This window comes from Novosphingobium sp. P6W, from assembly GCF_000876675.2.
Lineage (GTDB): Bacteria > Pseudomonadota > Alphaproteobacteria > Sphingomonadales > Sphingomonadaceae > Novosphingobium.
In genome coordinates this window covers 330,383-353,898 of sequence record NZ_CP030354.1, presented here as the reverse complement: position 1 = coordinate 353,898, position 23,516 = coordinate 330,383, and the positions used below count along the sequence as shown (strand labels likewise).

Genomic DNA, 23,516 nt, shown 5'->3' with positions numbered 1-23,516 from the left:
CTTTCTTATCGCAGGCCCAGTTTTATCTTAGGCCCAACCCGCGCGCGATAATGCCGCGCAGAATTTCACGCGTACCGCCGCGCAGCGAGAAGCTTGGCGCGATTTGCGTCACATAAAGCAGCGCTCGGTGAAGTTCGGCCGCAATCGGCTCGTCGGGATGGGACGCCAGATCATCACCGACCAATTCAGGCACATCCTGCTCGAAGCTGGTTCCCAGATCCTTCATCAGCGAGGCTTCGACGACCGGGCTTTCGCCGGCGGCAAGGCGCGCGGTGACGGCCAGTGACATCTCCCGCAAGACTGCCAGCCGTGCGGTGAGGCCGCCCAACAACCGCACGGTCGCCTCATCCTTGCGCGCCTGTTCCTCCACATGACGCGTCCAGGCATCGAGAAGGACAACGGACGAATAGATCCTTTCCGGCCCGCTGCGCTCGAAGGCAAGTTCCGCTGTGACCTGACGCCATCCCTGCCCCTCTTCCCCCACCAGGGCATCCGGAGCGAGGCGCACGTCCTCGAAGAAAACTTCCGCGAAGTGTGCATCACCGGTGAGATCCACGATCGGCCGCACCGAAACTCCCGGCAGCTTCAGATCGACGATGACCTGCGAAAGCCCTTGCTGACGATCGGTAGAAGAGCCGGAAGTGCGCACGAGAGCGATCATGTAGTCGCTGTGGAGCGCGTTGGTGGTCCAGATCTTCTGCCCGTTGAGTAGCCAGCCGCTATCGTCCTGCGGCTCGGCGCGGGTGCGTACGCTGGCGAGATCGGAGCCAGATCCGGGTTCGCTCATACCGATGCAGAACAGCGCTTCGCCGCTTGCGATCCGCGGCAGATAGAATTGGCGTTGTTCTTCGGTCCCGAAATGAAGGATCAGTGGACCACTCTGCCGATCCGCGATCCAGTGCCCCGCGACCGGCGCGCCGGCCGAGAGTAGTTCCTCGACTATGACGAACCGAGTGAATGGACCTCGTCCTGCCCCGCCATACTCCTTCGGCAGCGAAAGACCAACGAAGCCCGCTCGGCCGAGTTTGCGGCTGAACGCCGCGTCGAACCCTTGCCACGATCGCGCGCGCACGTCCGTCGGCAACTGCGAGATGGTATCGGCAATCAGCGCCCGGATTTCGGGTCGGAGTGCTTCATCCTCCGCCGGCAGGGACGAGAGGACCAGATCCTCGAACACGCGAATACTCCTGCGTTGAGCTTGGAGTCTCCAATGTCGCACCCATCCTGCATAGTCCAATATCGATTATAGGCGATCCGATACTCAAACGCTATCGAAGCGCCGCTATTTGCGCAAAGCGGCGCGCAAGGGGATTTGTTCCGCCGCGTGGCACGGCCACTCCGGTTTCAATGGGGACACGCTTCGCAAGGGGCAGGAGGCGCACACCATGCGGAACAGATAATGACGCCCGCGACGGGACTAACGCCACGCCGAGGTCGGAGCGCACGAGCGAAAGCACGGCGCTAAGCTGCGTCGCCTGCTGGGCGACCCGCGGAACGTAACCCGCTTTCTGACAGGCAGCGACAGTGATCGAATGGAGTACGCTGACCCGGCTCTGCAGAACGAACGGCTCATCCGAAAGATCTGCCAGATCGACCTTGGAGCGCGCCGCCAGACGGTGTCCAGCGGGAAGTGCCGCGTAGAGTTCGTCGGGATCGACTACTTGGGTATCCACCTCCGCCGCTTCCATAAGCGGCAACCGAACTAGTCCAACATCGAGCACGGACAGTTCCAGATCACGCACGATTTCGGTGCTGGTTGCCTCTTCCAACACAAGCTCTACGGCAGGGAATTGTCGCCGGTATTCGGGAATGATCCTCGGGAGCAGCTCGAAAGTTGCCGATCCCACAAAGCCGACTTTCAAGCGACCTCTCTCGCCGCTTGCCCCGTCTCGCACCGCATCCCGAAAGCTTTGTGCCTGCGCCAGCGTGGCGCGGGCGAAGTCCAGCGAGGCACGGCCCGCGGCCGTCAGCGTCACGCCTCGCGGGCTTCGCTCGAACAAGGAGGTGCCAAGCCCTTCCTCCAGCTTGCGAATGGCGACCGTCAGCGGCGGCTGCGACATGTTGAGGCGTTCTGCGGCCCGATGAAAGTTGCCAGTCTCTGCCACCGCCACGAAATAACGCAGTTGCCTAAGGTCCACGATATTCTCCGTGTATCGCTTTTACAAAAATCAATATTAGCGGGATTGTCGCGCCGCGCCTAGCGTTTCAAGATTGATAGATATCGAGGAAGCCTGAATGGACCCGTTCCTGCTGGAGGAGCGCGACGGCCCCGTTGTTACCGTCCGCTTCAACCGCCCTGATGACAGAAACGCGATCTCCGAAGTTTCGGATAGCGAAGAAATTGTCGATTTCTGTGGCCGCATGGCGCGGGACTCGACCGTTCGGGCGATCGTTCTGACCGGCACTGGCAAGGCTTTCTGCGCGGGCGGCAACGTAAAGCGCATGCAGGAACGAGAGGGAATGTTTGCGGGATCGCCTTACGAAATACGCAACCAGTACCGCACTAGTGTCCAGATGATCGGACCGGCTCTCAGTGAGCTTGAGGTGCCGGTCATTGCCGCAATCAATGGGCCAGCGATCGGCCTTGGGCTTGATATCGCCTGCATGTGCGATATCCGCCTTATAGCGGATACCGCAGTCGTCGCAGAAAGCTATGTGAAGCTGGGTATCATTCCAGGCGGCGGCGGCGGTTGGCTTCTCCCTCGCCTGATCGGTCCGCAGCGTGCCAGCCTGATGACCCTGACGGGAGACGCCATCAATGCAGCAACTGCGCTGGAGTACGGCCTTGTCGCGGAAGTCCTGCCCGGCGAGCGATTGCTCAGCCGCGCCGCAGATCTCGCCCGCAGCGTCGCTGCCAATCCGGGTCATGCGACGCGAATGGCAAAGCGCCTGATGCGCGAAGGCGCCCACATGAAATTGAATACTCTCCTCGAGTTGGCCGCCGGATACCAGGCCCTGGCCCACCACAGCGAAGACCATCACGAGGCGGTGGGCGCCTTCCTGGAAAAACGCGTGGCGGAGTTCAAGAACAAGTGACGCAGGAATCCACACAAGCCACAGGTCCGCTTGCCGGGCTAAAGGTACTGGACCTCTCGCGGGTCCTCGCCGGCCCCTGGTCAACACAGATACTGGGCGACTTGGGGGCGGACGTCGTAAAGATCGAGCAGCCCGGCCAGGGCGACGACACGCGCCGCTGGGGGCCCCCTTTCCTCGACGATGGATCCCGTGACGCTGCTTATTACCTCTGCGCGAACCGTAACAAGAAATCGGTTGCCGTAAACCTCGCCGATCCTTGCGGTGCCGACCTCATACGTCGACTGGCAGCCGATGCCGACATCGTCGTGGAGAACTTCAGGGTCGGTGGGCTCGCAAAGTACCAGTTGGACTACGCCTCACTAAGCGCTGTGAACCCGAAGATCATCTACTGCTCGATCACCGGCTTCGGCCAGACCGGTCCCTACCGGGATCGGGGCGGATACGACTTCCTGATCCAGGGTATGAGCGGCCTGATGTCAGTGACCGGCAGGCCAGACGAGGAACCTGGCGGCGGCCCCATGAAGGTCGGGATTCCGATCAGCGATCTCGTTACCGGCCTTTATTCCGCCATTTCCATCCTTGCAGCGCTGGCGCATCGTGACCGGACAGGCGAGGGGCAACACATAGATATGGCCTTGCTCGACACGCAAGTAGCGCTGCTCGCCAATCAGGCCTCGAACTTCCTCAACGGTGGAATGCTTCCGCGCCGGTTAGGCAATGAGCATCCCAATACGGTGCCCTATCAAGACTTCGCGTGCTCGGACGGCGAAATTCTGGTAGCGCTGGGTAACGACCGGCAATTCCGCGCCTTCTGCGCACTCGTTGGCCGGCCTGACATCTCTTCCGATCCTCGGTTTCTGGAGAATGCCGGGCGCTCGCCCAATCGCAAGGCCCTGCAGGAGCAACTGCGCCCGGCCGTTGCGAAATGGACTTGCGCAGAATTGATCGCAGCGATGGAAGCCGCCGGGCTGCCCGGCGGCCGGGTGAACGAGATCCCCGAAATCCTAGCCGACCCGCACGTCGCCGAACGCGAACTCGTGCGCGCCATGACTCGCTCCGACGGTACGGCGGTGAAGACACTTGCCTATCCTGGCAGGTTTTCCCGGACACCAGCCGACTACCGACATGCTCCGCCGCGATCTGGCGAGGACACGCGTGACGTGCTGGTCCGAGCGCTCGGGTTGGACGAGGAAACGATTGACGCGCTGTTCGATGCCGGCGTGATCGCGGATAGACTGCATTGACGTGACGCTCTGAAGCGAGCTGGAAAACAGTAGAGAGGATTTCTGTCATGAGCACCAGGATCGGGTTCATCGGGCTGGGCGCCATGGGCCTGCCCATGTCGTCGAACCTTCAACGTAAAGGCTTTGCCGTCACCGTTTACGACCTCGACGAGACGAAGATGGCAGAGGTGGTTGCACTGGGGGCCGCCCGAGCCGCAAGCGTGGCCGAAGCCTCCCGCGAGCAAGACATCGTCATCACCGTGCTCCCCGCGACCCAGCACGTCGAGAGCGTCGTCTTGGGAGTTGACGGTGTACTGGCCAACATTGGGCCGGACGCCGTAGTCATGGACCTTTCAACGATCGACGCGAACGGCACCGATCGTGTGGCAAAGGCCTGCAGCGAAAAGGGCGTGGCATTCGTCGACGCGCCGATTGGCCGTCTTGCCCTCCATGCCCAGCGCGGCGAATCTCTGTTCATGGTCGGCGCCAAGGATGTGGATTTCGTCCGGGTAGAGCCTGCCCTCAAGGCCATGGGCACCGACATCTTCCGCTGCGGAGAGCCGGGGATGGGAAGCCGCATGAAAGTCATCAACAACTTCATGCTGCTGTCCACTGCCCAGATCGTAGCGGAGTCCATCGCGCTCGGAGCCAAACTTGGCCTGGATATCCAGACGATGCACGATGTCACTGCCAATACAACCGCGCGCAACGGTCAGTTCCACGTCCTCATGGTGAATAAGGTTCTCAGAGGAGACGTCGATCCCGGCTTCACCATCGATCTTGCCTTCAAGGATCTGTCGTTGGCCATGAACGCGGCCGCAGAGCATCGCGTAGGCCTGCCAATGGGCGCGGCTGCGCATGCCGTGTTTGGGGGGGCCAGGGCAGGTGAATTCGCCGTCAAGGACTACTCAGCCCTGCTCGATTATGCCTGTCGCAATGCTGGCGTCGACACCCCCAGGATGGACTGACCTCGTGCTTTTTTATTAGGTCTCCAATCGCCCCTGCGGAGCGCCTGGCGAGCGCTCCGCATGGCCATTTGGTTTGTATTTTCATGATCATCACGACGCTCGGCTCCCTTGCCCCGGTGTTTGGCATCATCCTGCTGGGTTACTTGTGTGGAAAGACCAAAGCCCTTGGCGAAGGCGCGTTCGAAGTGCTCAACCGCTTCGTCATCACGATAACCTTGCCGGTGCTCACGTTCCTGTCCATTGCCAGAATGCCACCCGAAAGCCTGCTCGTTCCGGCGATGTTGATCGCCGTCGTCGGGGGTGCGCTGATCGCCTACGCCGTCGGATTCCTGGTGGAGAACCGGCTGGGTCAAGACATGTCGGAGTCCAACATAGCCGCCCTGTGCGCATGCTTCAGCAATACGGGGTTCATCGGCCTTCCAATTGCCGTCCTTACTTTCGGGAATGCCGCTATTGCGCCCGTCACCGTGACGATGCTGCTCTATTCGGCGGTCGTCTTCACGCTCAGCGTGGTGGTAAGCGAAGTGGCCGCACACCGCGACCGCGGCGTCTTGCACGGTCTTCAAGTTGCGGCCCGCGCGGTTCTGCGCAACCCGTTGATCCTGCTGTCCTCGCTTGGCATGGTGTGGTCTTTGCTGCGCTTGCCACTCGGCGGACCGGTCGAGACTCTCCTCTCGACGCTCGCTCAAGCCACGGCGGCCTGCGCGCTGACGGCGATCGGCATGTTCATCTCGCTTCCCCGCCGCACTGCAAGTCCGGGACCGATTGCCCGCGCGGTCGTTCTGAAGCTGGTGATACACCCTCTCGTCACGGCCGGCCTTGTCTTTACGGTCGCGCCCATGCCGCCTTTGTGGGCCGCCATCGCCGTGCTCATGGCGGCGATGCCCTCCGGCGCCACAAGTTTCGTGCTCGCGGGAAAAGCGGGACCATGGGCGCAGGAACTCAGCGCCTGGGCGATAACGCTGACGACAGTCGTTGCCGCCTTCACGCTGCTTCCCATCCTCTGGCTACTAACATGACCAGCGACGCGAGCGCGCAGCCTATGAAAGCTAAGACATATCTAAGCGTCGACCGTCGGCTGCGGAGAAGTTATCTTGGCCACCCCCGCCTCATACTTCAGGTTGTGGATCGAGATCGACGTCTCCACCTTCTGGACTCCCGGAAGGCTACGAATTCTCGTCATGACCAGTTCGTTCAACTGCTCGATGTTGGTGAACAATCCCATGGCGAGTATGCTATATCTTCCCAGCATAAGCACAACGCAGCTTATCTCTTCCAGCTGCTTCAGTTCCTCGGCAACCGAGGCGACCTGGGAGGGCTCCACATTGATACCCAACATGCACAGGCTGGGAGAGCCGGCGAGACGAAAGTCCTGCACCACTGTGAACTGGATGAGACCTTCGGCCTGAAGGCGCTTGATCCGCATGCGGATCGTCCCCTCGGTGATGCCCAGTTCAGCCGCTATCGCGCGATTGGAAACGCGCGCGTCGCGCGCGAGCTTATCAACGATCTTTCTATCGAGAGTATCGAGCGGTTGCGAAGTAGGCGGACTCATAGCGGTACCACATTAAATTCGAACTTCACGATATCCACGGCAATTCCGGCGTCTATCCCCGCAACACCGCGGATCCCAGCAATATGGTCATAGAGGAACTCTTGGACATCGGAGAAATCGTGCAAGGCGACCAGCAACTCCAGATCGTTCGCACCGTTCATGATGTTGACGCTGAGAACTTCGGGGAATCTTGCAAGGTCGCGGCCGACTTCCTGCGTGTCACGCCCGCGAACCTTGACGCCTACCGCAATGATGACGTTGTAACCGAGAGCCGCAAAATCCGTAACGGCAACAACGCGCATCGCGCGAGCGTCTTCAAGCTTCTGCAGACGTGACGAAATCGTCGCCGGTGTCACGGAAAGCTGCTTGGCAATGTCGAGGTTGGTCGCCCGTCCATTCGTGCGAAGTATCTCGATTATGCTGCGATCTTGGGCATCCAACGAGGGGGGGGACAGCGCGCGCCCATTGCGTATCTGCATTCTTACCATGACTCCATTGCGCAGCGTTCATACCGTAACGGGTATGCAAACACTAGACCTGGAAGCTCCGACCCTCAAGAGCACGCACAGACCATTAAATTGTGCGACATCGTTCCATAAACGGTTTGCGTTGCATTCCTCGTGCATCTATCCACAGATTGCGTAGAGCACGAGCCATTTTACAGCGCAGGACTAGTGACCCGTGATCCATCGCCGACGCGTGGTTCGGAACAGTGCTGCCGCCGTTACCAAGCAGATTAGAGGAGAAAGAGATGCTTTCGAAAGTAACGATCAGTCTTACCGACCTTTCGGTCAGCCGGCTTTGCTACGGCACCAATATGCTGGGATGGTCGATCGACCAGGATCGCTCCAACCGCATTCTCGACAGGTTCGCGGAACTGGGCGGCAACTTCGTCGATACCGCACGCTCCTATGGGGACTGGATGCCGGGCGCTCCTAAAGGGGCAAGCGAGCGGGCGCTCGGCGCTTGGCTCAAGACCCGCAAGCGCGAGGACGTCATCGTTTCCACCAAGGGTGGCCACTTCGACATGCGGGCCGGGGACTATCGCAACCGTGTGAACCCAGTCGACCTTGCCAGTGACCTTAACGAGAGCCTCGATCACCTCGGCGTGGATGCCATCGATCTCTACTGGGTCCACATGGACAATCCCGAAACCCCGGTGGACGAACTCATTGACTTTCTAGCCGACGCCAAGGCGGCCGGAAAGATCCGCTGGTATGGTGCGTCGAACTGGGCGCCCGAGCGCGTGATCGCCGCCAACGACTACGCCAAGGCCAACGGAAAGCCCGGCTTCATCGCCTATCAGCCATTCTGGGGCCTCGGCAAGCCACATGAAGGCAACGCCGCGCAGGAAGGTTACCAGCTCTATTTCGAGGATCACGGCGGCGCACTTCGCGAAGGTGACCTGGCGATCGTCCCCTACTGCGGTCAGAGCCGCGGGTTCTTCAGCATGCTTGAAAAGGGCGAAGACACCGTCCCCGACACGCTCAAGGCCTTCTTCGACAATCCTGCCAACGCCAAGCGCTTCGAGGCCGCGAAGGCCATTGCCAGCGGGCATGACGTCTCCGTCGCGCAGGTCGTACTGGCATACCTGCTAAACCAGCCGGGACAGGTCGTGCCGATCTTCGGCGCGTCGAGCCCGCAACGCGTGGAAGAAAGCGCGAAGGCGGCCGATCTCAAACTGTCGGTCGAGGAACTGGCGAAGCTGCGCGCCGACTGACCCATGGGGCCGGGGGCGGCATTCGCTCCCGGCTACAATTCAAGTACCGACCGCATCAGCGGACCTGCAAAGAGCGGCCCTAAGCGCCGCCGTAGCGTCGCGCTTCAGGCTTAGAGACACAGGTGCCTCCGCTACGACGTCGAACCCGTGATAGGCGCCTGGGTATACATGGAGCTCGGTCGGTACACCAGCTTCAGCCAGCCGCCGCGCGTAGTCCATGTGTTCAAGCAAGAATAGGTCCAAGGCTCCTACACCGATGAAGGCGGAAGGAAGTCGGGACAGATCGTCCGTCCGCGCGGGAACGGAATAGATAGGCACAATCCCTGCGCCCGGCATAACGCCCAGCACTGCCCCCCAGCCGAATGCGTTGGACTTGGGCGTCCAGATGAACGAGCCGATATGTTCCGGCTGTGCCGTGATGCAGGTCCGATCGTCGAGCATGGGATAAATCAGGCTCTGATGGATGAGGGCCGGCCCGCCTTTGTCTCTCGTCAATTGCGCCAGGGCGGCGGCAAGCCCTCCGCCGGCGCTTTCTCCCCGAACCGCGATGCGTGCGGGATCGAGTCCAAGCTCTTCAGCCTGCTCCACCAGCCAACAAAGCACAGCATAGCAATCTTCCAGGGGGGCCGGTGCCGGATGCTCGGGAGCAAGCCTGTAGTCGACAGACACCACGAGGGCGCCGAGTTCGCCGGCGAGCGCTAAATTCTGCGCGTGCCCCATCGCGAGCGATCCGAGCACGTAGCCGCCGCCATGGAGATGCAGCACGGCGCCGCGAAAACTGTTTTGAGCAGAGACCTGCTTCGGAGGCCGGAGAATAGACCCTCACCGGGATCGAATGATCCACCTCTCCCGGCACGCATTTCTCGAATCAGGTGACGCCGATCGCTTGCGGTTCTTCCATCATGCCATCTGCGCCATGGCTTGCCTTACCTCGGCAAGATTATCCGGGCCGAGCTCGAAAGCGGGCATAAGGTCGAGACCTCCGAGCAGTGCGGGGTCCACCAGATCGCATATGTTTTCCCTCTTCGCCATCTCAGTACCTCTGCCCAATCGCGCCATCGTGATAGATCGAGGCGCCAGTCACGAAACGCGCCTCCTCAGAAGCCAGGTAAACGAAAGCATGGGCGGTATCTTCCGGATCGCTGGATATCCCGAGCGGCCCCATCCCAGCGATCGACGCTTCTGCCTCCTCTACCGTTGGATAGGCTCCCAGCTTCACATAGTCGGCCAACCCTTCGCGGATCAGCGGCGTCATCGTCAACCCAGGATGGACGGAATTGACCCGGATCTTCATGGGCCCGAATTCGACCGCGGCGCATAGCGTCAACATTCGCCCGGCCGCCTTGGAGACATGATAACCGATGTTGATGCCGCTGGGCATGTAGCTCGCCATCGACAGGTTGTTGATGACGCTTCCGCCGCCAGGAAATCGCTGGACGCTGCGCTTCAGCTCGGGAAGGCAGGCCTTTGTGCCGATAAACAATGCATCATGGTTCACCGCCATGACCTTGCGCAGATCATCAAGCGAAGAGTGCTCGATGCCGGCATGAATGGCTATTCCGGCATTGTTGACCAGGACGTCGATGCCGCCGAACGCCGCCGCCGTTTCGGCCGCCACCTGCGCCCAGTTCGCTTCGCTAGTGACATCATGTGTCAGAAACCGGAAGTGTTCCGCAGGAGCGCTACGAGCCAATCGTGCGGACACGACTTCGCTTTCGGCGGTGCGAAAGTCGGTTGCGACGACGCGCGCCCCTTCGCGCAGATACGCTTCGCAGATCGCTACACCGATATTGCCATCGCGCCCTGCACCCGTGACGATGGCGACCTTACCTCCCAGCCTTCCGGCCATCTGCTCCTCCCAGTTCGGTCATGCTATTTTCATTTTCAAGAAGCGCAAGCGATGCGGATACGGCCCTGCAGACGCGTTCCAGCTTCGACACGCCCGCCTCGATCGCAGACTGCTGAGGCGCTTCCACGCTGACCGCCAGACCGGGGGCGAGCGCTGAAAGAAAAGCGCGGAGGTCGAGAGCACCCTGGCCCGGTAGCAGCCTCTGAATTCCTGCCTCCCATTCGATCCGCTCACGCGCGATCGTCACTGGACCGTCCGATAGCTGTGCGATCCGCACGCGCGGGTCGGATAGAAGCTCCAGACTTTCGCGCGCCTCGCCGCCGCGCATTAGGTGGAGAACGTCGGCAGTAACGCCGATATCGCTCCGACCGACGGCCTCGATTTCAGCAAGGGCCTGCGTCAGCGTGCCCACCTGCGAAGGCAAATAGAACTCGATAGACAGGCCAATTCCGAATGAGTTCGCCAGTTCGGCCAGCCCGGCCAGCTTGTGGTGGCGGCGCTGCGGATCCCGGTCGTAGCAAAGCACATTGGCCATAGAGGCACCAAGGTCCGCACCGGCTTCCAGCAGGGGCGCGAAATCGCGCACTTCGCTGCGACCCGCAAGTGTCAGGGGATACATCAGGTCTACCCGCAAACCGCTGGCGCGAAGCGCATCGCGCATGGCCCTGCGGAGTGAGATATCGCGTACAAGATCGTACTCGGGCATCGCGGGTAGCACGGCCATCGAATGAAGAAACGGACAAACGCCGCTGCAGCCGCTGCGCGCCGCCAGTTCGACCAATTCGACAGGCCCTGCGTCAGTTACCGTAAGATGATCCAGGGAGAGCCTGCGTCCCATTTTTGGCTTGTCCCTTCGCCGAGGGGTGCGAGGCGGCCGCTCTATTGCCGCCGCCCCGCTGCTCGCGCTTCAGGCCGCGGCCTGACGCTCCTTGATCATGTCGAGCGCCACGTCGACGATCATATCTTCCTGGCCGCCGACCATCTTGCGGCGACCGAGTTCGACAAGGATCGCCCGCGTGTCGAGGCCGTAAGTTTCGGCCGCCTTCTCCGCATGGCGCAGGAAAGAGGAGTAGACCCCGGCATAGCCGAGCGAAAGTGTTTCGCGGTCGACGCGCACGGGCCGATCCTGCAGGGGGCGCACGAGATCCTCGGCTGCATCCATGAGTGCATTGACGTCGCATCCGTGGTTCCAGCCCTTGCGGTCAGCGGCGGCGATGAAGACTTCGAGCGGCGCGTTTCCCGCGCCCGCGCCCATGCCCGCGAGCGAGGCATCGATGCGCACGCCGCCGCATTGCGCCGCCACAATCGAGTTGGCCACGCCCAGCGACAGGTTGTGATGAGCGTGCATGCCGCGTTCCGTTTCCGGCTTGAGCACCCGGTTATACGCTTCGAAGCGCGCACGAACCCCGTCCATGTCCAGCGCGCCGCCGCTGTCGGTGACGTAGACGCACTGCGCGCCGTAGCTTTCCATCAGCACGGCCTGCTGCGCCAGTGCCTCAGCCTCGATCATGTGGCTCATCATCAGAAAGCCCGAGACGTCCATGCCAAGATCGCGGGCGATGCCGATATGCTGGCGCGAAACGTCCGCCTCGGTGCAGTGGGTCGCAACGCGTACGGAACGCACGCCGATGTCGTAGGCCCGCCGCAGTTCGTCCACAGTGCCCACGCCCGGCAGGATCAGGGTCGTGAGCACGGCGCGCTTGAGCACCCCTGCCACGGCTTCAAGCCACTCCCAATCGGTATGGGCGCCGAAACCGTAGTTGAAGCTGGCACCGTTGAGCCCGTCACCGTGCGCCACTTCGATCGCGTCGACCCCGGCCTCGTCCAGCGCCTTGGCGATCGCCGCGACATGGTCGACGCCATACATGTGCCGGATCGCGTGCATGCCATCGCGCAGGGTAACGTCCTGGATGTAGAGCTTCTGCCCCGCATCAACATCGAACTTGGTGCTCATGCCGCCACCTTCTTGCCTTCGAGGATTTTCTTGGCCAGCAGTTCGCCGGTCGCCTTGGCCGCTGCCGTCATGATGTCGAGGTTGCCGGAATAGCTCGGCAGGTAGTCCCCTGCCCCCTCAACTTCCAGGAGGATCATCGTCTTCACTCCGGTAAAGTCGCCGCGGCCTGGAATTCGGAGCTTGTTGTTGTCACCGAAGCGTTCGAACTGCACTTCCTGCTTGAGCCGGTACCCCGGCACATAGGCCTGGACTTTCTTGACCATCGCCTCAACCGACGCGCGGATCGCGGCCTCGTCAGCGCCTTCGGACAGCGTGAATACAGTGTCGCGCATGATCATCGGCGGTTCGGCCGGGTTCAGGATGATGATCGCCTTGCCCTGCTCGGCGCCACCAACCTCCTCGATCGCCCGGGTGGTAGTACGGGTGAATTCGTCGATGTTGGCGCGCGTGCCCGGCCCGGCCGAACGGGACGAGACCGAGGCGACGATTTCCGCGTAGTAAACCTTTGCCACCTGGCTGACCGCGGCGACCATCGGGATCGTCGCCTGGCCGCCGCACGTTACCATGTTTACGTTTCCGGCGTCGAGATTCGCCTCCATATTGACGGGAGGAACGGTAAAGGGACCTATAGCCGCCGGAGTAAGGTCCACTACCTGCTTGCCGTCACGGCGCAGCGCTTCGTCATGGGCCTTGTGGGCATAGGCGCTGGTCGCGTCGAAAACGATGCCTATCTCAGGATAGATATCCATCTTCATGAGCCCCTCGAGGCCCTCGTGCGTCGTCGCCACGCCGCGTTCGCGCGCCATGGCGAGCCCCTCGGAGGCGGCATCGATGCCGACGACCGCTGCCAGCTCCATGTTCTGCGGATATTTGGTCATCTTCATCATCAGGTCCGTACCGATGTTCCCGGACCCGATAATCGCTGCCTTCACTTTGCCAGCCATGTTCTTTCTCCCAGCGCCGCAATCGCGGCGGTAAATTTCATACGAAGCGCGCCGTGCAGCTGCCGACGCCGTGCAATTCCATTTCGAAGACATCGCCAGCCACCGCCGGCTCCAGGGGAACCAAACTCCCCGAAAGGATCACGTCGCCGGCCTCGAGCGTCACCCCATACGCACCCAGCGTATTGGCCAGCCAGGCGACCGCTTCCGCAGGCGAACCCTGCACGGCATGCCCGTACCCTTCGGAAAGTGGCTTTCCGTTCTTGGTGACGGTGACGTGAAGGTTGGGCAAGTCATGCGCCCGCGGATCAGCGCGCGCCTCACCCAGCACATAGACCCCGCACGACGCGTTGTCGGCGACGGTGTCGACGATGCCGATCTTCCAATCCTGGATGCGGCTGTCGACGATTTCGAAGCAGGGCACGATGGCCATTGTTGCCGCAACAACCTGTTCGGCCGTAACGCCCGGCCCCTTGAGGCTGTCCTTGAGGATGAAGCCGACCTCTGCTTCTGCGCGCGGTTGAATCAGACCGTTGGCAGCAATATTGATGTCGCCCTCGACGAACATGCTGTCGGTCAGAAAGCCAAAGTCCGGCTGGTGGACACCCAGCATGTCCTGCACGGCCTTCGAGGTCACCCCGATCTTCTTGCCGATAACTGTCTCGCCGTCCGCCTTGCGTTTGGCGAGCACTGCCAATGATATTGCATAGGCATCGTCTATCGAAAGCGCGGAGTGCCTGGAAATCAGTGGCGGTACCGTCGTACCTTCCCGCAGGGCCTCGTGAAGCTCGGATGCAAGATCCGCGATGAGGGAATCGTTCGATATCACGGTCACAGATAAGCTCCGTCCTGATAGATGAGAGGGTCGACAACGTCCGAAAGCCGGACGGCGTCCACGCTGGCGATGACGATGCTGTGGGTCCCGTAAGGGGCGATGCTCTCCACCTTGCAGGACAAGTTGGCCTGCGCTTCCTGGAGCATCGGCAGAGAATCCGGCAGGGCGGTCCATTCCCCGGCTTCGAACCGCCTTTCACGCGGCACCCCACCCCCGAACGCGGAGGATACATGTCGCTGATGACGGGACAACAGATTCACCGTGATGGGGCAGCCTGGCGCCAGGTAGGCATGAAGCATTGCCGAACGATTGACGCAGACCAGAACCGCCGGCGGATCCATCGTCAGCGAGGTGATCGACGTCGCCGCCATGCCGACGGGCCCGTCCTGTCCCTCGGCCACTACAATCGCCACGCCCGAAGCCAGGCGGCGCATGGCGCCCTTGAAACCGGCCGCCAGGTCGCCGCTGGCATCCTCGCCGTGCCCTGCGCGCGCAGAGGCCGGCGGCGCGCTAGCCACGGAGGAAGTCCACCGAATAGCGGTTGAACTCTTCCGCCCGCTCCACCTGGACCCAGTGCCCGGTTCGCCCGAACGTCATGCAGCGTACGTCCGGGCAGGATTCGAGGAACAGCCGCGCGTGCGCCTCGGGGCAGAAGGCGTCGTCCAGACCCCATAGAACGAAGACGGGGGTTTCAACTTCGCTCAGGCGCGGTCCGAGGTTCGGCGTCTTCATGCGTCCGATCACATCGCGCGACTGCGTGCGGGCGACTTCGAAACGCTCCTGCACCAGCGTATCAGTCACGCGGTGCAGCGAATCGGGATGCATGAGATTGCCGATCAGGCGGCGCTGCTCCTCCACGTTAAAATCGGGACTGCCGAAACCCGAGCGCATCTTCGCGATACCCGGCATCGTGAAGTAGCTCGCCTGCTCGGCAACGCAGCCCGGCGCCATCAGGATCAGCTTGTCTACGGCGAACTCGGGATGATCGAGCGCGATCTGCAAGGCGATGCCGCCCCCGAGCGAGTTGCCGACGAGGCTACCGCCGCGAACCCCGTGCAGAGCCAGTGCCTCGACCAGCGTGCGGGTGAACAGCTCCAGAGGATAATCGATCCCGTCGGGCTTGGATGATTGTCCGTAGCCGACGAGGTCGGGCAGGATAACCCGGTAACCGGCATCGACGAACGCCTGCACGTTTTCACGGAAATTCGATGCACCAGAAGCGCCCGGCCCGCTTCCGTGGATGAAGACCACGGCCGGGCCTTCGCCCCGTTCGGCGATGGAAATCTCGTGCCCGTCCGAGACCGTCTGAACTCGGCGCGACAATTCGCTCGTCATGTGCGCGCTCCTTAGATGAAGGTGAAGGCCGGCATCTCGCCGTGCATCGTGGCGATGACATCGCTGGTGCGATTTGCCGGATCGTTGGCGACGTGCGCTCGGGCGGCATTGAGATCCAGCCACGGCTGCAGGATCGGACTGGACATGTAGATCGCCCGTCCGCCCAGCAGCTTCACCATGTCGTCCACCAGATCCGCCATGCGGCGAACCACGCTGGCCGACTGGTAGGCGAAGAGGCCACGCCGTTCCATCGGTACCGGCTCGCCTCTTTGGGCATAGCCCATCATCTCGTCGAAGGCGGCGCGGTGCGTCAGTTCCATCTCGTCGACCTCCGCGATCGCCCGTGAAATCGCGGCATGAAGGAAAGGATCCGCCTTGGCTGCCTTGCCGGTATTGCTGGACACGCGACTCTGCATGATCTCGATCGCCGCAGCGATGGCTGCTCGCGTTCCCCCAAACGCGGCCGTCGAGACTGAACGCATGAAGACTTGAGCCCAGGGCAGGCGATAGAGCGGTCCGTCGTTCTCTTCTTGCCCCGGATTCTGACAGGCAAAGCCATCGCTTGCCTTATGCGTGCGGTGCTCGGGAACGAAGACACGCTCGACCAGGATGTCGAAGCTGCCGGTGCCCTGAAGACCGAACGTATCCCAGGTGCCTTCGATCACCTGATAGTCGGAGCGAGGCAGGAGGAACGTGCGCATATCGGGCGGGCCGCCACCAGTATCGAAGTTGATCGCGCCCAGCAGTACCCAACCGCAATGGGTCGAACCGGACGAGAAACCCCAGCGGCCCGACAGATAGAATCCGCCTTCGACCTTCTCGACCTTGCCGACGGGCTGGTAGGTCGAGGACACGAGCATGTCCTGATCGTCCTCCCAGACTTCCCGCTGGGCCTCGTCGTGGAACAACGCCATCTCGTAAGGGTGACAACCGAGCACGCCGTAGATCCAGCCTGTCGACATGCAGCCTTCGGCCAGCGCCTTCTGGATATCGAAGAAGACATTCGGGTGCATCTCGTAGCCACCCCAGCGTCGCGGCTGGAGAACGCGAAAGAAGCCCGCGGCTTTCATCTCCGCCACGGTTTCCGTGGGCACGTTGCCGGCCTTGGTGCAAGCGTGCGCCCTCTCCCTAAGAGTCGGGATCATCGCTCGCGCACGTTCGACCAACTCCTGCGGAGTCGGCGTTTCCTTGACTTCCAAAGTAGCTCTCGAACTCACTGCGGCTTCCGCCATCCTCGCCTCCATCCGGGCAAGCGCCCAAAAATAGCCTTATGCGTAGTCCCGTTACATCTTATCTACGCAAAGTGTCAATCATATTGGGGCTTGCGCATTACTCGCGATGCTTATAGGCGATTGGAGAACGAACCGCTACTGAATCACGAGAAATGTGAAGTTTGCTACGATGAAGCGGATTCTGGGCCTCGCTTAAGACGGGCTATGCGTAGTATAACGCATTCCAGTCATCATAAACGGTGATCCAGGTGGGAATAGTGGCGGGAAGCGCAACGCAGGGGACGAGGCGACAAGAATGGCAGTGAAATCTCTGGGATATGTCGTCATCGAAGCACGTGATCTTTCCGCATGGCGCGACTTCGCCTGCGGGATCGCCGGGCTGATGCCAGCGGCGTGCGAACGGAACGATGCGGCGGCCTTCCGCATGGATGATCGCCCATTCCGGCTATGGGTGCAGCAGGGCGATCGTGACGGCTTCGTGGCGCCGGGATGGGAATTCGCCACGCGAGCGGATTACGAGGATGCCCTAACCCGCCTGGAAGCCGCCGGCCGATCGGTGGAGCGCGGGGACGTCATGGAAGCCCGCGAGCGCAAGGTCTACGAACTGGCGCGCTCGTCCGATCCGGCCGGGAACGCCATGGAGCTCTTCTACGGCAGGTTCGTGGACTACGCGCCTTTCGTTTCCCCCGCCGGGGTGACCCGCTTTGTCACCGGCGACAGCGGGGACATGGGCATGGGCCACATCGTCCTGACCGCGCCCAACTTCGAAGAAACCCATGCGTTCTACAAGGACGTACTGGGCTTTAGCGACACCGATCTCGGGCGCTTCTATCTCATGGGCGGAGGCGCGGAAGATCCGGGCGTCGGCTTCGCCTTCCTCCACTGCAACAGCCGGCACCACAGCCTGGCGCTGGGACAGCTCCCTGAAAGCCCCAATGGCGCCGTGCACATGATGCTGGAAGTAGGCACGCTGGAGGACGTCGGCCGCGCTTACGACCGCGTGCTCAAGAGCAAGGGCAAGGTGCCCCTTTCCGCCACGCTCGGCCGGCATGTGAACGACAAGATGACCTCGTTCTATATGCAGACGCCTGGAGGCTTCGACATCGAATATGGCTGGAACGGCCTCGTTATCCATCCCGAGAGCTGGGTGCCGACCACCAGCCTGGCCGTAAGCGACTGGGGCCATAAGTGGGCTCACGAGAAGGATGATTGACGCAATGCTCGACAAACGCATGACGGTCGACGACATCGTCGACCAGCTTTCCGACGGAATGACCATCGGCATCGGCGGCTGGGCGACCCGGCGCAAGCCCATGGCCCTGATCCGCGCCATTGCCCGCTCGAAGCTCAAGGACCTGACTATCATGGCAGGCTACGGCGGCCCTGATATCGGCCTGCTTGCCGCGACCGGCAAAATTCGCAAGCTCGTCTTCGCCTTCGCCAGCCTCGACCACTTCCCGCTGGAGCCGCATTTCCGCAATGCCCGCCAGGCCGGGGCGTTCGAAGTGCTGGAACTGGACGAAGGCCTCTACCATTGGGGCCTGCGCGCCGCGGCGATGAAACTACCGTTCCTGCCGAGCCGCGTCGGCATCGGCACCGATATCATCCGCCAGTCCGGCTTCGACTTCAAGATGGTCAAGAGCCCTTACGAGGATAGTGAGGAACTCGTCGCAATGCCGGCCTTGGTGCCGGACGTGGCACTGATCCATGCCCACCGGTCGGACGAGCGCGGCAATATCCTGACGCTCAGCGTCGATCCGCTATTCGACGAGCTTCTGGTCCGCGCCGCCGGCGTGAGCTTCGTCACCGTCGAGAAGATCGTCTCCACCGCCGAACTCGAGATGAAGGCCAACAGCCGCTTCAACCTCGTGGAGCGCGCGATGATCACCGGCGTCGCCGAAGCACCGTTTGGCGCCCATCCGACCAGCGCGGCCCCGGACTACCAGCTCGATCTCAAGCACATCAAGGCATACGTCGACAGCGCCGCCTCGCCCGAAGCCTGGGCCGAGTACAAGGCGAAGTACATCGACGTTTCCGAGGCAGAGTATCAGGCAACGATCGGCGGCGCCGAAGTCGTCGAGGCCCTGCCCGTTCCCGTTTATTGAGCGAGATCCGTCATGACGCAGACCAACTATTCTCTCGCCGAACTCGTCATCGTCGCCTGCGCCGAAGCCTGGCGCAATGACGGTGAAGTGATGGCGACCGGCATCGGCCCCCTGCCCCGCATCGGCGCGGGTCTGGCCAAGATGACCTTCGCCCCGGCGATTCAGACCACAGACGGCGAAGCCTGGTACACCAGCGAGCCGGTTCCCCCGGGCAAGCGGGTCGCCGAATCCGAGTACGAAGGCCTGTCGAACTACGACCGGGTCTTCTCGGCGCTGTGGAGCGGCCGCCGCCATGCCATGGTCGGCCCGGTGCAGATCGACCGCTTCGGCCAGGCCAACATCAGCATGATTGGCGATCACCGCAAACCGAAGATCGCGATGCTCGGCGCGCGCGGCTTTCCTGGCAACTCGATCAGCCACCCCAATAGCTTCTTCTTCCCCAGCCACAACAAGCGGGCCTTCGTGGAAGGCGAGGTCGATTTCGTCTGCATGGCGGGCTACAACCCTGAGCGCTACATTGGCGGCAAACCGCCGCGCGGACTAGATCTGCGGATCGTCGTCACCAATCTGTGCGTGATGGACTTCGGTGGTCCCGACCACCAGATGCGGGTCGTATCCCTCCATCCCGGCGTCACGTTCGACGAAGTCCAGGCGAACACCGGCTTCCTGCTGGCGAGGATTGCGGACGATGTTCCGACAACCCCCGCGCCCACGGAAGAGCAGCTTGAGATCATCGCGCGCCTCGATCCCAACAACGTGCGTGCAAGCGTCTTCAAGGACAACCCCGCCGGCGTGAGGGAGCCAGCGTGACATGAGCGACCTCGACCGTCTGGTGGAGCCGAAGCAGGCCGACATCGTGTATGAAACGCAGGAGCCCGTCCGCTACGAAGTTGATGGCGCCGCTGCGCATATCATCATGAACCGGCCGAGTTACAACAACGCCCAGAACAGCCAGATGACCTATGCACTGGATGCGGCGTTTCGGCGGGCGGTCGACGACGACGATATCCGGGTGATCGTGCTGCGCGGCGAAGGCAAGCACTTCTCCGCCGGCCACGACATCGGGACCCCCGGCCGCGACGTGACGGCGAGCTGGGACAGGGTGGCGCTGGTGCCCGACCATACGAACAAGCCTGCGGCCGAGTTCCTTTATACCCGCGAGCATGAAGTCTACATCGGCATGTGCCGGCGCTGGCGCGATGTGCCCAAGCCCACGATCGCCGCGGTGCAGGGCGCCTGCATTGCCGGGGGACTGATGCTGGCTTGGGTCTGCGACTTCATCGTCGCGACCGACGACGCTTTCTTCCAGGATCCGGTCAACCGCATGGGCATCCCGGGCGTCGAATACTTCGCGCACGGCTTCGAACTGCCGCCGCGCATCGCCAAGGAGTTCATCATGCTGGGCGAGCGGATGAGCGCGGAGCGCGCCTACAACTTCGGCATGGTCAACCGCCTGTCCACGCGCGACGCCTTGCTGAGCGACGTCAAGGCCATGGCCGAGGAATTGGCAAAGCGCCCGCGCCTCGGCAACTGGCTGACCAAGCAGGCGCTCAACCACGTCGAGGATCTGCGCGGCAAGCGGACTGCCACCGACGCACATTTTCACATGCATCACTTTGCCCACGCACAGAGCGACCTGACCTTCCGCAATTCGCTTGGCGGGATGGACGCAAAGTCGATGGCGGCGGCAAACAAGGCTTCGGCGGAGAAGGAATGATGGGCGAGCCGCTTCATACCGTTCTGTGCGAAAGGCTGGGCTGCCGTTGGCCAATCATCCAGACCGCGATGGGCTGGGTCGCCGAGCCAAGCCTGGTAATCGGATCGAGCAATGCCGGTGCCTTCGGGTTCCTGGGCGCCGCGGTGATGACACCGGACGAGACCCGGGCGAAGATACTCCAGGTCCGCCAGGGAACCGACAAGCCGTTCGGGGTCAACTTCCACAGCTTCCAGCCCGGCGCTGAGCAGATCGTCGAACTCATCCTCGCCAACCGCGAGCAGGTGCGCGCGGTCAGCTTCGGGCGCGGCCCGAATGCCAAGATGATCGGCCGGTTCAAGGATGCCGGGATCCTCTGCATCCCGACGGTCGGCGCCCTGAAGCATGCGCAGAAGATGGTCGAACTGGGCGTCGACATGGTCAATGTCCAGGGCGGCGAAGGTGGCGGCCATACTGGCTCGGTTCCGACTACCGTGCTGCTCCCCCAGGTGCTTGACGCAGTGAAGGTGCCGGTCATCGCCAGCGGCGGGTTCGCCGATGGGCGCGGCCTGGCCGCCGCGATGGCTTATGGCGCCGTCGGCATCGCAATGGGCACTCGTTTCCTGCTGACCCGCGAGAGCCCGGTCCCCGACGGTGCGAAGGCCGAATACCTGAAGGCCGGTACCGACCGCATCGTCGTGACCACCAAACTCGACGGCATTCCCCAGCGCATGGTCCGCACCCGGTTGATGGACCGGATCGAGCGTTCGGGCTCGCTCGGCATGTGGCGGCGGGCTTTCGAGGCCGGCGCGGCAATGAAGCGCCAGACCGGCGCCAGCTGGATGGACTTCTATCGCTCGGCCAAAGGGATGACCGCGCATGGCGCCATGCCGCTGCGCCAGGCGATGATGGCCGCGACGATGCCGATGCTCATCCAGAAAGCGGTCGTCGAGGGCGATATCGAGAACGGCGTCATGGCCACCGGTGTCGTCGGCGGCCGCATTTCCGAAATTCCCACCTGCCTCGATCTCGTCGAACGCATCGTCGCAGAAGCGCACGAACGGCTTGGCGCACTGGCGGCAGCAGGGACGGGGGCGGCAGCAGGGACAGGTCCGGGCCACACCGAGCCGGCCGCAGCCTGAACGACAAAAAGGACGCAAGCCATGCCGATCAATCTTACCGTGCGGAACCGGATCGCCGAGATCCTGTTCGATCAACCGCCGGTCAACGCCTTCGACACCAAGGGTTGGGAATCGATACCGGACCTGGTCTGGAAAGCCGCTGCCGACGAAGACGTGCGCTGCATCCTCATCCGCGCCGAAGGTAAGGGTTTCTGCGGCGGCGTCGATATCAAGGAAATGGCGGCCCACCCTGAGCGCATCGCCAAGCTGAACCGCGATAACTATTTGACCTTCAAAGCGATCCGCGAATGCGCGATTCCCGTAGTTGGCGCGCTGCATGGGTTCGTGATCGGCGGCGGCGTCAATATCGCCGGCGCCTGCGACTGCCTGATCGCGGCGGAAGGTGCCTACTTCTCGCTCCCCGAGATTGATCGCGGCGCCATGGGCGGCGCTGCCTTCATGAGCCGGATGCTGCCGGTGCAGATGGTGCGCGCAAACTTCTTCACCGGCGGCCGAATTCCGGTCGAAGATGCCTTTCGCCACGGTTCGGTCCACAAGATCGTGCCCGCCGACCGGTTGAAGGAAGAGGCCTACGCCTTGTGCGACGTGATCGCCTCCAAGAGCCGCGCCGCGCTAGTGATCGCCAAGCAGGCACTCAATCTGATCGAACCCAGCGATCCTTCGGCCAACTACCGAATCGAACAGGGTTTCACGCTCGAAATGTACATGAACGAAGACAGTCAGAAGGCGCGCGACGCTTTTGCTGACGGCAAGGCGACGGCGAAGTTCTGATGGACCTGACGTACACACCCGAGCAGCAGGCGTTCCGTGCCGGAGTGCGCGAATGGCTCGCTGTCCACGTTCCCGAGGCGCCGCTGGAACATTTCGATGCCAGCCGCGCCGGGTTCGAGGCCCACCGCGATTGGGAACGCACGCTGAAGTCCGGCAACTGGGGTATGGTGACATGGCCCGGCGAGTTTGGCGGACGCGGCCTCGACCTCATTCAGTGGCTAATATTCGAGGAAGAATATTACCGCGCCGGAGCGCCGGGCCGTGTCAACCAGAACGGCATCTTCCTGCTTGGCCCTACCCTCATTGAATTCGGCAGCGAGGCGCAGAAAGAGCGGTTCCTGCCACCAATGGCTGCGGGCGAAGAAATCTGGGCGCAGGCCTGGTCCGAGCCGCAGGCGGGCAGCGATCTTGCCGGCGTGCGTGCCACTGCCGTCTTGGACGGCCAGGACTATGTTCTGAACGGCCACAAAATCTGGTCGAGCCGAGCTGTCTTCGCCGACTGGGCCTTCGGTCTGTTCCGCACGCCGGGCACCGAGCGACACAAAGGCCTTAGCCTGGTCTTCTTCCCCCTCGATGCGCCGGGCGTCACGGTCAACGCGATTAAGAAGATCAATGGCCACGTCGGCTTTGCCGAAATCTTCCTCGAGGATGTGCGGGTCCCTGCCTTCAACCGCCTCGGCGACGAGGGTCAGGGCTGGCACATCTGCATGGCCACCGCCGGTTTCGAACGCGGACTGATGCTGCGCTCGCCCGCGCGGTACCAAGTCGCGGCCGCCAAGCTTGCAGAGCTGTGGAGCACGCATAAGGAAACCGCGGATCCTGCACTGGAGGCGGACGTGGTGCGCGCGTACATGAATGCCGACGCCTATGCGCTCAACATTTACCAGACCGCCTTACGCCTGATGGCCGGGGCCAAGATCGGCCCCGAAGCAAGCACCAACAAGATCTTCTGGTCAGAGCTCGACATTCACCTGACGCGCACGGCTCTCGCGATCCTAGGCCCACTGGCGGAATTGACCCAGCAGGCACCGGCCGCCGATCCGGTGGACTGGATCGACGACCACATCTTCGCGCTCGCCGGGCCGATCTATGCCGGTTCGAACGAGATCCAGCGTAACATCATCGCCGAGCGCATGCTCGGCCTGCCCCGCTGAGGA

At 62.3% G+C, this 23,516-nt stretch carries 26 protein-coding genes; 12 read left to right on the top strand and 14 right to left on the bottom strand.

The annotated features are described in order from the left end of the window. Positions 1-22 precede the first annotated feature (22 nt). Entirely contained in the window at positions 23-1,183 is a 1,161-nt protein-coding gene (locus tag TQ38_RS27365) for an acyl-CoA dehydrogenase family protein (protein ID WP_043976142.1), read from the bottom strand. Between the two features lie 85 nt (positions 1,184-1,268). Next, positions 1,269-2,138, bottom strand: a complete 870-nt coding sequence (locus tag TQ38_RS27360) for a LysR family transcriptional regulator (protein ID WP_043976042.1) — start codon at positions 2,136-2,138, stop codon at positions 1,269-1,271. Between the two features lie 97 nt (positions 2,139-2,235). Here TQ38_RS27360 and TQ38_RS27355 point away from each other — a divergent pair, with 97 nt between their 5' ends. The 4 genes from TQ38_RS27355 to TQ38_RS27340 all read left to right on the top strand — a co-directional run bounded on the left by TQ38_RS27355 (position 2,236) and on the right by TQ38_RS27340 (position 6,246). Beyond that, a complete protein-coding gene (locus TQ38_RS27355; protein WP_043976040.1) occupies positions 2,236-3,036 on the top strand; it encodes a crotonase/enoyl-CoA hydratase family protein in 801 nt (266 codons plus the stop codon). Then, entirely contained in the window at positions 3,033-4,280 is a 1,248-nt protein-coding gene (locus TQ38_RS27350) for a CaiB/BaiF CoA-transferase family protein (protein WP_043976038.1), read from the top strand. The genes TQ38_RS27355 and TQ38_RS27350 overlap by 4 nt, the downstream gene beginning before the upstream one ends. A gap of 47 nt (positions 4,281-4,327) precedes the next feature. Continuing rightward, a complete protein-coding gene (locus tag TQ38_RS27345; protein ID WP_043976036.1) occupies positions 4,328-5,227 on the top strand; it encodes an NAD(P)-dependent oxidoreductase in 900 nt (299 codons plus the stop codon). A gap of 83 nt (positions 5,228-5,310) precedes the next feature. Beyond that, positions 5,311-6,246: an AEC family transporter gene (locus TQ38_RS27340; protein ID WP_043976035.1), complete on the top strand. Its 936-nt coding sequence runs from the start codon at positions 5,311-5,313 to the stop codon at positions 6,244-6,246. A gap of 41 nt (positions 6,247-6,287) precedes the next feature. On the opposite strand, the gene TQ38_RS30295 is transcribed toward TQ38_RS27340, so the two are convergent. Beyond that, positions 6,288-6,782, bottom strand: coding sequence for an Lrp/AsnC family transcriptional regulator (locus tag TQ38_RS30295; protein WP_043976033.1), 495 nt, complete (start codon positions 6,780-6,782; stop codon positions 6,288-6,290). Next, positions 6,779-7,261 carry an Lrp/AsnC family transcriptional regulator gene (locus TQ38_RS27330; protein ID WP_043976141.1) on the bottom strand — a complete coding sequence of 161 codons (483 nt, stop codon included), beginning with the start codon at positions 7,259-7,261 and terminating at the stop codon, positions 6,779-6,781. Before TQ38_RS27330 ends, TQ38_RS30295 begins: the two co-directional genes overlap by 4 nt. Before the next feature lie 272 nt (positions 7,262-7,533). Between TQ38_RS27330 and TQ38_RS27325 the strand changes: the two genes are divergently transcribed. After that, positions 7,534-8,502: an aldo/keto reductase gene (locus TQ38_RS27325; protein ID WP_043976032.1), complete on the top strand. Its 969-nt coding sequence runs from the start codon at positions 7,534-7,536 to the stop codon at positions 8,500-8,502. 39 nt (positions 8,503-8,541) lie between these two features. On the opposite strand, the gene TQ38_RS27320 is transcribed toward TQ38_RS27325, so the two are convergent. The 10 genes from TQ38_RS27320 to TQ38_RS27280 form a co-directional block, all read right to left on the bottom strand. Beyond that, positions 8,542-9,267, bottom strand: coding sequence for an alpha/beta hydrolase (locus TQ38_RS27320; protein ID WP_052505776.1), 726 nt, complete (start codon positions 9,265-9,267; stop codon positions 8,542-8,544). A gap of 135 nt (positions 9,268-9,402) precedes the next feature. After that, positions 9,403-9,534 carry a hypothetical protein gene (locus tag TQ38_RS31360; RefSeq protein ID WP_255418018.1) on the bottom strand — a complete coding sequence of 44 codons (132 nt, stop codon included), beginning with the start codon at positions 9,532-9,534 and terminating at the stop codon, positions 9,403-9,405. Position 9,535: 1 nt separating this feature from the next. After that, a complete protein-coding gene (locus TQ38_RS27315; protein WP_052505775.1) occupies positions 9,536-10,351 on the bottom strand; it encodes an SDR family NAD(P)-dependent oxidoreductase in 816 nt (271 codons plus the stop codon). Continuing rightward, positions 10,329-11,189, bottom strand: coding sequence for a sugar phosphate isomerase/epimerase (locus TQ38_RS27310; RefSeq protein ID WP_052505774.1), 861 nt, complete (start codon positions 11,187-11,189; stop codon positions 10,329-10,331). The genes TQ38_RS27315 and TQ38_RS27310 overlap by 23 nt, the downstream gene beginning before the upstream one ends. 69 nt (positions 11,190-11,258) lie before the next feature. After that, positions 11,259-12,305 (bottom strand): 4-hydroxy-2-oxovalerate aldolase, encoded by a 1,047-nt coding sequence (dmpG, locus tag TQ38_RS27305; protein ID WP_043976030.1) that lies wholly within the window; start codon positions 12,303-12,305, stop codon positions 11,259-11,261. After that, positions 12,302-13,249, bottom strand: coding sequence for an acetaldehyde dehydrogenase (acetylating) (locus TQ38_RS27300; RefSeq protein WP_043976028.1), 948 nt, complete (start codon positions 13,247-13,249; stop codon positions 12,302-12,304). Before TQ38_RS27300 ends, dmpG begins: the two co-directional genes overlap by 4 nt. A gap of 37 nt (positions 13,250-13,286) precedes the next feature. Continuing rightward, positions 13,287-14,072, bottom strand: a complete 786-nt coding sequence (locus TQ38_RS27295) for a fumarylacetoacetate hydrolase family protein (RefSeq protein ID WP_205316211.1) — start codon at positions 14,070-14,072, stop codon at positions 13,287-13,289. A gap of 5 nt (positions 14,073-14,077) precedes the next feature. Further along, on the bottom strand, positions 14,078-14,599 hold the full coding sequence (locus TQ38_RS27290; RefSeq protein WP_052505773.1) for a flavin reductase family protein: 522 nt from the start codon (positions 14,597-14,599) through the stop codon (positions 14,078-14,080). After that, positions 14,592-15,416 (bottom strand): alpha/beta fold hydrolase, encoded by an 825-nt coding sequence (locus tag TQ38_RS27285; protein WP_043976026.1) that lies wholly within the window; start codon positions 15,414-15,416, stop codon positions 14,592-14,594. Before TQ38_RS27285 ends, TQ38_RS27290 begins: the two co-directional genes overlap by 8 nt. Before the next feature lie 11 nt (positions 15,417-15,427). After that, on the bottom strand, positions 15,428-16,561 hold the full coding sequence (locus tag TQ38_RS27280; RefSeq protein WP_370059851.1) for an acyl-CoA dehydrogenase family protein: 1,134 nt from the start codon (positions 16,559-16,561) through the stop codon (positions 15,428-15,430). Between the two features lie 382 nt (positions 16,562-16,943). Here TQ38_RS27280 and TQ38_RS27275 point away from each other — a divergent pair, with 382 nt between their 5' ends. From TQ38_RS27275 to TQ38_RS27245, 7 genes are read left to right on the top strand one after another with little or no spacing between them, the layout of a single operon-like run. Further along, positions 16,944-17,861, top strand: coding sequence for a VOC family protein (locus tag TQ38_RS27275; RefSeq protein WP_043976022.1), 918 nt, complete (start codon positions 16,944-16,946; stop codon positions 17,859-17,861). A gap of 4 nt (positions 17,862-17,865) precedes the next feature. Continuing rightward, positions 17,866-18,753, top strand: a complete 888-nt coding sequence (locus tag TQ38_RS27270) for a CoA transferase subunit A (protein WP_113942131.1) — start codon at positions 17,866-17,868, stop codon at positions 18,751-18,753. A gap of 12 nt (positions 18,754-18,765) precedes the next feature. After that, the gene (locus TQ38_RS27265) at positions 18,766-19,563 is read left to right on the top strand and encodes a CoA-transferase subunit beta (protein WP_043976019.1); all 798 of its coding nucleotides are present in this window, start codon (positions 18,766-18,768) and stop codon (positions 19,561-19,563) included. Position 19,564: 1 nt separating this feature from the next. After that, positions 19,565-20,470, top strand: coding sequence for an enoyl-CoA hydratase (locus tag TQ38_RS27260; protein WP_043976017.1), 906 nt, complete (start codon positions 19,565-19,567; stop codon positions 20,468-20,470). Continuing rightward, complete coding sequence (locus TQ38_RS27255; protein ID WP_043976016.1) at positions 20,470-21,588, top strand: nitronate monooxygenase family protein; 1,119 nt, start codon at positions 20,470-20,472, stop codon at positions 21,586-21,588. Before TQ38_RS27260 ends, TQ38_RS27255 begins: the two co-directional genes overlap by 1 nt. A gap of 21 nt (positions 21,589-21,609) precedes the next feature. After that, positions 21,610-22,359, top strand: a complete 750-nt coding sequence (locus TQ38_RS27250; protein ID WP_043976013.1) for an enoyl-CoA hydratase family protein — start codon at positions 21,610-21,612, stop codon at positions 22,357-22,359. Further along, on the top strand, positions 22,359-23,513 hold the full coding sequence (locus TQ38_RS27245; protein ID WP_043976011.1) for an acyl-CoA dehydrogenase family protein: 1,155 nt from the start codon (positions 22,359-22,361) through the stop codon (positions 23,511-23,513). The genes TQ38_RS27250 and TQ38_RS27245 overlap by 1 nt, the downstream gene beginning before the upstream one ends. The last annotated feature ends 3 nt before the right edge of the window (positions 23,514-23,516 follow it).

Bases quoted from the DNA above. Each gene is read 5' to 3' on its own strand.
- TQ38_RS27275 (WP_043976022.1), top strand. From the start codon at position 16,944: ATGGCAGTGAAATCTCTGGGATATGTCGTCATCGAAGCACGTGATCTT.
- TQ38_RS27315 (WP_052505775.1), bottom strand. From the start codon at position 10,351: ATGGCCGGAAGGCTGGGAGGTAAGGTCGCCATCGTCACGGGTGCAGGG.
- TQ38_RS27285 (WP_043976026.1), bottom strand. From the start codon at position 15,416: ATGACGAGCGAATTGTCGCGCCGAGTTCAGACGGTCTCGGACGGGCAC.
- TQ38_RS27255 (WP_043976016.1), top strand. From the start codon at position 20,470: ATGGGCGAGCCGCTTCATACCGTTCTGTGCGAAAGGCTGGGCTGCCGT.
- TQ38_RS27300 (WP_043976028.1), bottom strand. From the start codon at position 13,249: ATGGCTGGCAAAGTGAAGGCAGCGATTATCGGGTCCGGGAACATCGGT.
- TQ38_RS27355 (WP_043976040.1), top strand. From the start codon at position 2,236: ATGGACCCGTTCCTGCTGGAGGAGCGCGACGGCCCCGTTGTTACCGTC.
- dmpG (WP_043976030.1), bottom strand. From the start codon at position 12,305: ATGAGCACCAAGTTCGATGTTGATGCGGGGCAGAAGCTCTACATCCAG.
- TQ38_RS27265 (WP_043976019.1), top strand. From the start codon at position 18,766: ATGACGCAGACCAACTATTCTCTCGCCGAACTCGTCATCGTCGCCTGC.
- TQ38_RS27325 (WP_043976032.1), top strand. From the start codon at position 7,534: ATGCTTTCGAAAGTAACGATCAGTCTTACCGACCTTTCGGTCAGCCGG.
- TQ38_RS30295 (WP_043976033.1), bottom strand. From the start codon at position 6,782: ATGAGTCCGCCTACTTCGCAACCGCTCGATACTCTCGATAGAAAGATC.
- TQ38_RS27280 (WP_370059851.1), bottom strand. From the start codon at position 16,561: ATGATCCCGACTCTTAGGGAGAGGGCGCACGCTTGCACCAAGGCCGGC.
- TQ38_RS27260 (WP_043976017.1), top strand. From the start codon at position 19,565: ATGAGCGACCTCGACCGTCTGGTGGAGCCGAAGCAGGCCGACATCGTG.
- TQ38_RS27330 (WP_043976141.1), bottom strand. From the start codon at position 7,261: ATGCAGATACGCAATGGGCGCGCGCTGTCCCCCCCCTCGTTGGATGCC.
- TQ38_RS31360 (WP_255418018.1), bottom strand. From the start codon at position 9,534: ATGGCGAAGAGGGAAAACATATGCGATCTGGTGGACCCCGCACTGCTC.
- TQ38_RS27340 (WP_043976035.1), top strand. From the start codon at position 5,311: ATGATCATCACGACGCTCGGCTCCCTTGCCCCGGTGTTTGGCATCATC.
- TQ38_RS27250 (WP_043976013.1), top strand. From the start codon at position 21,610: ATGCCGATCAATCTTACCGTGCGGAACCGGATCGCCGAGATCCTGTTC.
- TQ38_RS27345 (WP_043976036.1), top strand. From the start codon at position 4,328: ATGAGCACCAGGATCGGGTTCATCGGGCTGGGCGCCATGGGCCTGCCC.
- TQ38_RS27310 (WP_052505774.1), bottom strand. From the start codon at position 11,189: ATGGGACGCAGGCTCTCCCTGGATCATCTTACGGTAACTGACGCAGGG.
- TQ38_RS27245 (WP_043976011.1), top strand. From the start codon at position 22,359: ATGGACCTGACGTACACACCCGAGCAGCAGGCGTTCCGTGCCGGAGTG.
- TQ38_RS27270 (WP_113942131.1), top strand. From the start codon at position 17,866: ATGCTCGACAAACGCATGACGGTCGACGACATCGTCGACCAGCTTTCC.